Annotated in this window: 9 protein-coding genes; 6 read left to right on the top strand and 3 right to left on the bottom strand. The window is 66.4% G+C overall.

Going from position 1 to position 9,723, the window contains the following annotated elements:
• Positions 1-324: leucyl/phenylalanyl-tRNA--protein transferase (locus tag VK519_RS01860; protein ID WP_324347107.1), on the top strand; the 324-nt coding region annotated here is incomplete at its 5' end.
• A gap of 40 nt (positions 325-364) precedes the next feature.
• On the opposite strand, the gene VK519_RS01855 is transcribed toward VK519_RS01860, so the two are convergent.
• The 3 genes from VK519_RS01855 to VK519_RS01845 all read right to left on the bottom strand — a co-directional run bounded on the left by VK519_RS01855 (position 365) and on the right by VK519_RS01845 (position 4,496).
• Positions 365-1,195: an aldo/keto reductase gene (locus VK519_RS01855; RefSeq protein WP_324347105.1), complete on the bottom strand. Its 831-nt coding sequence runs from the start codon at positions 1,193-1,195 to the stop codon at positions 365-367.
• Positions 1,196-1,248: 53 nt separating this feature from the next.
• The gene (gene ispG, locus VK519_RS01850; protein WP_324347103.1) at positions 1,249-2,502 is read right to left on the bottom strand and encodes a flavodoxin-dependent (E)-4-hydroxy-3-methylbut-2-enyl-diphosphate synthase; all 1,254 of its coding nucleotides are present in this window, start codon (positions 2,500-2,502) and stop codon (positions 1,249-1,251) included.
• A gap of 65 nt (positions 2,503-2,567) precedes the next feature.
• Positions 2,568-4,496, bottom strand: coding sequence for an acetyl-CoA hydrolase/transferase C-terminal domain-containing protein (locus VK519_RS01845; protein WP_324347102.1), 1,929 nt, complete (start codon positions 4,494-4,496; stop codon positions 2,568-2,570).
• Positions 4,497-4,551: 55 nt separating this feature from the next.
• On the opposite strand from VK519_RS01845, the gene VK519_RS01840 reads away from it, so the two are divergent.
• The 5 genes from VK519_RS01840 (at position 4,552) to VK519_RS01820 (ending at position 9,627) form a co-directional block, all read left to right on the top strand.
• Complete coding sequence (locus VK519_RS01840; RefSeq protein WP_324347100.1) at positions 4,552-6,042, top strand: phospholipase D-like domain-containing protein; 1,491 nt, start codon at positions 4,552-4,554, stop codon at positions 6,040-6,042.
• Positions 6,043-6,136: 94 nt separating this feature from the next.
• Positions 6,137-7,141 carry an aldo/keto reductase gene (locus VK519_RS01835; protein ID WP_324347098.1) on the top strand — a complete coding sequence of 335 codons (1,005 nt, stop codon included), beginning with the start codon at positions 6,137-6,139 and terminating at the stop codon, positions 7,139-7,141.
• Positions 7,138-8,013: an amidohydrolase family protein gene (locus VK519_RS01830; RefSeq protein ID WP_324347096.1), complete on the top strand. Its 876-nt coding sequence runs from the start codon at positions 7,138-7,140 to the stop codon at positions 8,011-8,013. Before VK519_RS01835 ends, VK519_RS01830 begins: the two co-directional genes overlap by 4 nt.
• Positions 8,010-8,762, top strand: a complete 753-nt coding sequence (locus VK519_RS01825; RefSeq protein ID WP_324347094.1) for an SDR family oxidoreductase — start codon at positions 8,010-8,012, stop codon at positions 8,760-8,762. Before VK519_RS01830 ends, VK519_RS01825 begins: the two co-directional genes overlap by 4 nt.
• 10 nt (positions 8,763-8,772) lie before the next feature.
• Complete coding sequence (locus VK519_RS01820) at positions 8,773-9,627, top strand: fumarylacetoacetate hydrolase family protein (protein WP_324347092.1); 855 nt, start codon at positions 8,773-8,775, stop codon at positions 9,625-9,627.
• Positions 9,628-9,723: the final 96 nt, after the last annotated feature.

Raw genomic sequence — 9,723 nt, 5'->3', positions numbered from 1 at the left:
TACCGCGACGGCTACGCGCACAGCGTGGAGGTGTGGGATGGCGACGCGCTGGTGGGCGGCATCTATGGCCTGGCGATCGGCCGCCTGTTCTGCGGCGAGTCGATGTTCAGCCATGCCCCGGGCGGTTCGAAAGCCGCGCTGATCGCGCTGTGCCGGTTGCTTGAAAGCAACGGCATGCCATTGCTCGATGCGCAGGTGACGAATGCGCACCTATTGAGCATGGGCGCGGTGGAGCTTTCGCGCGAAGTGTTCCTTGGGCACGCGGCGGCGCTGGTGGCAGAGAGGACGCCAGCCGGAATGTGGGGAGGTTGGGGGTCAGAGTAATCACTCTGACCCCACTTCGCTGACCCCGCTTCGGACGCGCCTAGTTCAGATCGTCCGGATTCGGCCCGATGCGGTTTCCCGCATCCAGCGCCGCGACCTTCTGCATGTCCGCCGTGCTCAACAGGAAATCGAACACGTCGAAATTTTCCTCGATGCGCGCCGGCGTCTGCGACTTCGGGATCACCATGTGGCCGGTCTGAAGGTGCCAGCGCAGGATCACCTGGGCGACGGACTTGCCGTGGGTCCTGGCGATCGCCGAAAGCGTTGGATTCTTCAGCAGGTCGCCGCCCTGCCCCAGCGGGCTCCAGGCTTCGGTAATGACGTTCTTCGCGCGGTTGTGCTTCACCACGTCGTTCTGCTGGAAATCCGGGTGCAGTTCGATCTGGTTCACCACCGGGGCGACGCCGGTCTCGGCGATCAGGTGGTCAATGTGGGCAGGATTGAAGTTGGACACGCCGACGCTGCGGATGCGGCCTTCGTCGCGCAGGCGGATCATCGCCTTGAAGGTGTCGACGTAAGTGCCCTTCGCCGGCATCGGCCAGTGGATCAGGTACATGTCCACGTAGTCGGTGCCCAGCAGCTTCAGGCTTTTGTCGAAGGCGCGCAGTGTGCTGTCGAAGCCCTGGTCGGCGTTCCACAGCTTGGTGGTGAGGAAGATCTCCCCGCGGGAAACACCGCCCCGGCGCAGGCCTTCGCCGGTGCCTTTCTCGTTACCGTAGATGGCGGCGGTATCGACGGAGCGGTAGCCGGTCTGGATGGCCTTGGCCACCGACTCGGTGGCTACGCTGTCATCGATCTGCCATACGCCGAAGCCCAGTTGCGGCGCCGTATGGCCGTCGTTGAGGGTAAGCCGGGATTGCCTGTCGGTCATGCAATGCTCCATGGATGAAAACCTTCTAAAGCGCCGATCAAGCCCTGTGTGGACTACCGCTGGGCGTAATGCGTTTCGACGTAGTTATCGAGGATGCTGACGAATTCATCGGCGATGTTGTCGCCGCGCAAGGTCATGGCTTTTTCACCGTCGATGAATACCGGCGCCGAAGGTGCCTCGCCGTTGCCCGGCAACGAGATGCCGATATTGGCGTGGCGCGATTCGCCCGGGCCGTTGACGATGCAGCCCATCACGGCCAGGGTGAGGTTTTCCACGCCGTCGTACTTCACCCGCCATTCGGGCATCTTGCCGCGCACGTGCGCCTGCACCGTCTTGGCCAGTTCCTGGAAGAATTCGCTGGTGGTGCGGCCGCAACCCGGGCACGCGGTGACCAGCGGTGTGAACGCGCGCAGGCCCATGGTCTGCAGCAGTTCCTGCGCCACCACCACTTCGTTGGTGCGTGACTGGCCCGGTTCCGGGGTAAGCGAGATGCGGATGGTGTCGCCGATGCCTTCCTGCATCAGCACGGCCAGCGCCGCGGCGGACGCGGTAATGCCCTTCGAGCCCATGCCGGCTTCGGTCAGGCCCAGGTGCAGGGCGTAATCCGCGCGGGCGGCGATGTCACGGTAGACGGCGATCAATTCCTGCACGCCGGAAACCTTGCAGCTTAAGATAATGCGGTCGCGCGGCAGGCCGATCTCCTCGGCGCGGGCGGCCGAATCCAGCGCCGAGCGGATCAGGGCTTCGCGCGCCACGTGGCTGGCATCCCAGGGATCGCCGCGCGTGGAGTTTTCGTCCATCAGCGCCGCCACCATGGACTGGTCCAGCGAGCCCCAGTTGGCGCCGATGCGCACGGGTTTGCCGTACTTCAGCGCGAACTCGATGATCGAGGCGAACTGGGTGTCTTTCTTCTTGCCGAAACCCACGTTGCCCGGGTTGATGCGGTACTTGGCCAACGCTTCGGCGCAGGCGGGCTCGCCCTGCAGCAACTGGTGGCCGTTGTAGTGGAAGTCGCCGATGATCGGCACCTCTACGCCCATCATCTGGAGGCGCTCGGCGATGCGCGGCACGGCGGCCGCGGCGGCCGGCGTATTGACCGTGATGCGCACAAGTTCCGAGCCCGCGCGGGCAAGTTCGGCAATCTGTTTGGCCGTGCTTGCCGGGTCTTCGGTGTCGGTGTTGGTCATCGACTGCACCACCACCGGGGCGCCGCCGCCCACCAGTACGTTGCCGACGCGGACGCCGACACTGGGACGGCGCGCTTGAGGCATGGCATCGCGAGGGGAGTAACGGGCAGCTTCGGTCATGGGGTCGATATGGGGGCTATGCGGCCAGGGCACTAGGATACCGCAAGCGCCATGACCGCCCGTGGTCAGGCGGCATGCACGCGGCGCAGGGCCGCCCGCAGCAGGCGCAGCTGCAGGGCATCGGCGAATTTCAGCGGCCCTTCAAAGCCCATGCGCCCCAGGGCTTCTTCCTCCCCCGCCACCGCGTGGCCGGGCCGCAGCAACGTCCCCGCCAGGCGCAGGCGGCCGCTCCATGACGCGGATGTCGAACGCAGCCACGCCAGCGCGGGCAGCAGGCGCAATTCCACCGGCGAGAAATCACTGCCAAAGGGAAATTCCGGGGTGGCCGCCGCGGGCATCGCCTGCCGCAGGGCCTCCGGGGTGTTCCTGCGCCAGGTGTCGGGCACCACGAAACCGGCCTTGAGCTTGCCGGCCTTCTTCGCCCGGGCCACCAGGCCGTCGATGAACCGTGCATCGGCAATGGCAAGCATCGCCTGTACGCACTCGGTATCGCTGCGGCCGCGCAGGTCCGCCACGCCGTATTCGGTGACCACGATGTCACGCAGATGCCGCGGGATGGTGGTGTGCGGGTAATTCCACACGATGTTCGACACGACCTTGCCGCCGGCATGGCGCGTGGAGCGCATCAGCAACACCGACCGGCCTCCCGGCAACTCGTGCGCCATGGCAACGAAGTTGTACTGGCCGCCCACGCCGCTGACCACCTCGCCATCGGCCAGCGCATCGGACACGGCCGCACCCAACGGCGTGGCCATCATGCAGGTATTGAAGAAGCGCGCGTCCCGCCGTTGCAGTGCCGCGAGCGCCTGGTGATCGCCATAGAGCTGGTTGACGTTGGATACGCGGCACAGGTCGATGCCGTCCGGGTCTTCGGCTTCCCGCTGATGCAGCCAGCTGTAAAGCTCGCGCGAACCCAACACGAAGGCACCGCGCAGGTAATGACCGCCGCGGCGCGGATCGGCGTCGGGCTCGCCACGGGCGGAACGGCGCTCGCGTTCGATGTCGTCGAAGGTACGGCGTTTGAGCACACCGCCGCGCTCCAGGTGCATGAAGCCGTCCATCACCATCTCACTCGCACCGTAGATACCGCGCTCGAACAGCCCGGTACCTCCCTCGCGCAAGGCCATAGAACGCGTGACACCCCGCCCATCCAGCGCCTCCAGTGCTTCGCTCCACGCGGCATTCTGGCCATGGCGCAGCAGCAATGCGTGCACGATGGCATCGGACAACGCACCGATGCCGATCTCCAGGCAGCCGCCGTCACGCACCAGGGCGCTGGCGTGGATGCCCAGCGCGTGCTCGGCCACCGTCACCGGCTGGCGTGGCAGCGCGAACAAGGCCGGCGCTGTTTCCGGCGTCACGATAACGTCGAAGAAACCCGCCGGTGCCTCGGCGTTGCCCGAGACGAAAGGCATGTCCGGATGCACCACGGCCACGCATAGCGCCCGCGGCTGGCCCGCCGCTACTTGCCGGTCGAGGAAATCGAAGGTGAGGTCCGGATTGGTCGACAGGCTGATGCGCTCGCCAGATGCCGCCACCAGTTGCACCAGCACGTTGATCTGGCGGGCCACCAGGTCGCGCGCGACGTGGGTGTAGTTCTGGCTGATGTAATCGCGCTGTGCGGGCGCCGAGTGCAACAGCGCGCCGCCTTGCAGGTAGAACTCATGCACGTGCACGTTGGCCGGCAGCGCGTCGCGTGCCTGCGCCGTGGCGTAATCCAGGCCGCGGAAACCCGGGCCCAGGTGGCGATCGAGGAACGGATCAAGGAAACGGGCTTCCAGGCCCGGCTTCGCCCGCGGGCGCGTGAGCGACAACGCGCTGAAGATCGTCAGCGAGGTTTCGGGCCTTGCCGCCACTTCCGCATAAAGCGCGTTGAGCAGATCGTGCGGCTTGCCCAAGCCCAGGGGCGCGGCCACGCGCGGGTGGCCGCCGGTGGCCGCGATGATGCGCGCCACGCAGGCGGCGATATCCGGTAAACGTTCCGATGACGGCATGCAGCGCATCATGCCAGACTGGCTTTCATCGCACGCAAGGAAACCTTAAAATCCCATGACTTCTCGCCACGCCCGCCAGGCAGCGTCGGACCGGCGCCTTGCCGAACAGGCGCTCAGCCGCTCCGCGGGTGCACCGGTGGTAGCCGGCAACGACGTCGAGCTGATGATCGATGCCCAGGTGCATTTCGACCAATGGCTCGATGCCATCAGGAATGCGAAGGAACGGATATTCCTCGAGAACTACATCATCCGCGACGACGACATCGGCCGGGCTTTCCGCGATGCACTGGTCGAGCGCGCCAGCGCCGGCGTGTTCGTGGCAGTGATCTGCGACTGGGTCGGTTGCCTGGGGCAATCGCGTGCATCGTTCTGGACGCCGCTGCGCGCCGCCGGCGGCCAGGTGCGCATCCACAATCCGCCGCGCATCGGCAGCCCCTTCGGCTGGGTAAGCCGCAACCACCGCAAACTACTGACCACCGACAGCTGCCTGGGTTTCCTCTCAGGCGTCTGCATCAGCGCCAAATGGCTGGGCAACCCGAAGAAGAACGTTCCGCCCTGGCGTGATACCGGCGTGTCGATCCGTGGCCCGGCAGTGGCGGAGCTCGACAGCGCCTTCTTCGATAGCTGGGCCGACATCGCCGACCCGCTGGAACTGCCGACGCCCGTGCCGTGTCCTGAAGCGGGGAATATCGCCCTTCGCGTGGTGGCCAACCAGCCATACACGGCCGGCACCTATCGCCTGGACCAGATGATCGCCGCACTGGCAACGAAGTCCCTGTGGCTGACCGATGCCTACTTCGTGGGCATCGCACCCTACGTGCAGGCACTGTGCGCGGCCGCGCGCGACGGCGTGGACGTGCGCCTGCTGGTACCCGGCAGCAGCGATATCCCGCTGGTGGCCGGCATGTCGCGCTCGGGCTACAAGCCACTGCTGAAGGCCGGCGTCCGCGTGTTCGAATGGAACGGCTCGATGCTGCACGCCAAGACGGCCGTTGCCGATGGCCAATGGGCGCGCGTGGGTTCGTCCAACCTCAATATCCAAAGCTGGATGGGCAATCGCGAGATTGACGTTGCCATCGAAGATGAAGGTTTTGCCGGGAAAATGGCCCGGCAGTACGAGGCGGACCTGGAAAACTCCACCCAGATATTGCTGGCGCCCTCGCGACGCTCACCTGGCCGCCAGCGCGTGGCCAGCAGCGAACCGCGTCCCCACCGCCCCGGGCGCCCGGGTGGCAGTTCCAGCCGGGCCGCCGCCAGCGCGTTGCGCCTGGCCAATACCGTCGGCGCGGCGCTGAGCGAGCGGCGCGTGCTGGGCGACACTGAAACCGGGCCCGTGCTGGCAGGCTTCCTGGGCCTGCTGGTGCTGGGCGCCATCGGCGTGTTCTGGCCGCGCGGCCTGGCCTGGCCCCTGGCTGCGATTGCCCTGTGGTTCTCGTTGAACCTTGGCGTGCGCTGGCTGCAGCTCCGCGCCCGGCGCAAGAAGGCGGAGCCCGGGAAACCCGACCCGTCGATGGAGCCGCGCCCCGGCTCCAAACGAGCCGGATAAGCATTCACCGGGCCGCCAGGGTTGTTGCATCGCAACTTGGCTTTGTACACATATGAACGTACAGTTCATATACACACAGTTCCACGGAACGCCGATGTCCCTGCCCATTGAGGCGCCCGACCGCCCTGACCGCCTGCGATCGCGGGTGGGGGTGTTGTCGCCGCTGTCGTTCGGCGCGGCGCCCATCGGCAACCTTTACGCTGGCGTCGACGACGCGGTGGCCATGGCTGCCATCGGCGCCGCGTTCGAAGCGGGCATCACCCATTTCGATACGGCGCCCTACTACGGCTATGGTCTGTCGGAAAGCCGCCTGGGCCAGGCCCTGGCCGGCATGCACCGCCACCGCTTCACGCTTTCCACCAAGGTCGGCCGGCTCGTCGAGCACGGCAGTGCCCCGGACAACGACGGCTTCGCCGTCCAGGGCCGGCATGCGGTGTTCGACTACAGCCACGACGGTGTCATGCGTTCGGTGGAGGAGAGCCTGCGCCGGCTCGGCACCGACCACATCGACATCCTGCTGCTGCACGACATCGGCAGCCTCGTCCATGGCGAGCGTGCCCCCGCCGTACTGCGGCAGGCGCTGGACCAGGCCCTTCCCGCCATGGCCTCGCTTCGCGACCAGGGCATATGCAGGGCGGTCGGCATTGGTGTGAATGAAGAATCCGTGTGCCTGGACGTGATGCCGCGCTTCGAGCTCGACACCATCTTGCTGGCCGGCCGCTTCACCCTGTTCGAGCAGGCGCAGAGCCGTCGCGTGATGGCCATGGCCTATCGCAACGGTGTCGCGGTGATGGCGGGCGCGCCCTATAACTCGGGCCTCCTCGGCGCCGACGATGGCCCGGGCGCTACCTACGACTACGAGCCCGCCAGCGAAGCTATCCGCGCGCGGGCCCAGCGTTACTACGACATCGGCCGCGCCGAACACGTCGACATCGGCGCGGCGGCGCTGCAATTCCCGCTCACGCATCCGGCCGTGGCCACCGTGGTCTGCGGGCTGCGCTCGCCTGAGGAAGTGCACGCTGCCGCGCGGCGCATGGCCACCCCGCTGCCGGCAACACTTTGGGCGCGCCTGCGCGACGAAGGCCTGGTAGCCGCATGATCCTGGACGCGCACCAGCATTACTGGAAACCTTCCCGCGGCGATTACGGCTGGCTCTCCGGCGCACCGGCTTCCCTGCTCCGGGATTTTCTTCCCCAGGACATCGCCAGCATCCGCGATGACTCTGGCGTTGAAGCTTGCGTACTGGTGCAGGCGGCCCCCAGCGAGGAGGAAACCCGCTTCCTGTTCGAGCTGGCACGCCTTGATGTCACCGTTGCAGGCGTGGTGGGCTGGGTGGATTTCGAGGCACCCGACGTGGATGCACGCATCGCGGCACTTGCCGCCGATGGCGATGGCTTGCTGGTGGGGCTGCGGCCCATGGCGCAAGACATCGATGATCCGGACTGGCTCGACAGCGAACGCATCGACGCTGCGTTCGCCAGCCTGCATTTGCGCGAACTTGCGTTCGATGCGCTCGTGGGGCCATTGCAATGGCCTGCGCTGCTACGGCGGCTCGACCGCGAGCCACGGCTTCGCGTGGTGGTGGACCACGGTGCCAAGCCCGACCTTGCCGACGGCAGCTTATCGCGCTGGGCCACGTGCATCGAACGGCTGGCCAGGTTCCCCAACGTGCACTGCAAGTTCTCCGGCCTCTTGACCCAACTCACGCCGGATCAGGACGAAGCCACCATCACGCCGTACGTCGAGCACCTGTTCTCAAGCTTCGGGCCTGCGCGCCTGATGTGGGGCAGCGACTGGCCGGTGGCGACGTTGCGCTGCGACTACGCACAGTGGCTGCGACTTGCCTTGCGCTATGTCCGTGCACTCGCGCCCGACCAGGAGGCTGCGGTGATGGGCGATAACGCCGCGCGTTTCTACCGTCTTGACCTTACCCGCCAATCCCTTCCCGCACACGCCATGGCCCGCCAATGACACTTGAGACCTCCCGCCGCCTGGCGGGCAAACGCGCCCTCGTCACCGCCGCCGGCGCCGGTATCGGCCGCGCCACGGCGCTGGCTTTTGCCGCCGCGGGAGCCGACGTGCTGGCAACCGATATCGACGCTTCGGCATTGTCGTCGCTTGCAGGCTTACACCCTGGCATCCACACCCTGGTACTGGATGTCACCGATCCGGCAGCCGTCGCCGCCATCGCGACGAACCCGGTGGACGTGTTGTTCAACTGCGCGGGCTTCGTCCACGCCGGCACCATCCTGGATACCGAAGACAGCGCCTGGCGGCGCTCGTTCGCCATCAACGTGGACAGCATGTACCACCTCTGCCGCGCGGTGATCCCAGGCATGCTCGAGCGCGGCCAGGGCAGCATCGTGAACATGTCCTCGGTGGCTTCCAGCATCAAGGGCGTGCCCAACCGCTTTGCCTACGGCACCACCAAGGCCGCGGTGATCGGCCTGACCCGTTCGATCGCAGCGGACTTCGTATCCCGCGGCGTGCGCTGCAATGCCATTTGCCCGGGCACCGTGAAGACGCCTTCGCTGGGTGAACGCGTGCGTGCCCTCGGTGGTGATGAAACCGCGGCCTGGAAAAGTTTCACCGACCGCCAGCCGATGGGCCGCCTGGGCGAGCCCGGGGAAATCGCAGCGCTCGCGGTGTACCTGGCCTCCGATGAATCGTCTTTCACCACCGGCACCGTGCACGTCATCGACGGCGGCTGGTCGAACTAGGAATCTATCGATGAAACTCTTCCGACATGGCAACCCCGGGGCCGAGCGCCCGGGCCTGGTGGATGCCGATGGCGTGCTGCGCGACCTGCACGGCAAGGTCGACGACATCACAGGAGCCACGCTTTCGCCGGCATCGCTCAACCTGTTGGCGTCGATCGATCCATCCACCCTTCCCCGCCTCGATGCCGGTGTCCGCCTGGGTCCCGCCGTGGGCCAGGTGGGCAAGATGATCTGCGTGGGCATGAACTACGCCGACCACGCCGCCGAGACCGGCGCGCCGATCCCCGAACAGCCGGTGCTGTTCATGAAGGCCACCACGGCCATCATGGGCCCGAACGATGACGTGGTGATTCCGCGCGGCTCAGTGAAGACCGACTGGGAAGTGGAGCTGGGTGTGGTGATCGGCACCGTCGCGCGCGACGTGACGGTGGACGAAGCGCTCGGCCACGTCGCCGGCTTCATGGTGGTCAACGACCTCTCCGAGCGCGAGTTCCAGATGGAACACGGCGGCCAGTGGGTGAAGGGCAAGAGCTGCGACACCTTTGGTCCCTTGGGCCCCTGGCTGGTTACGACCGACGATATTCCCGATCCGCAGAACCTGGATCTGTGGCTGAGCGTCAACGAGCATCGATACCAGTCCAGCAACACCCGGAACATGGTGTTCGGCGTGGCGAAACTGGTGAGCTACATCAGCCGCTACATGACGCTGATGCCCGGCGATGTGATCAGCACCGGCACGCCGGCGGGTGTCGGCCTGGGCCTGAAACCGCCCACCTATCTCAAGCCCGGCGACGTGATGGAACTGGGCATCGAAGGCCTCGGCACGCAGCGCCAGGTGGCGCACGCCCATCGGGCGGACCGCTGACCATGGCCACGATCACCGCGCTTGAAACCGTCGACGTCCGTTTCCCCACCTCGCTGGAACTGGATGGTTCCGATGCGATGAATCCGGATCCGGATT

The organism is Pinirhizobacter sp. (assembly GCF_035317885.1).
In the GTDB taxonomy this organism is placed as follows: domain Bacteria; phylum Pseudomonadota; class Gammaproteobacteria; order Xanthomonadales; family Rhodanobacteraceae; genus Pinirhizobacter.
This window is presented reverse-complemented; position numbering and strand designations above follow the sequence as displayed.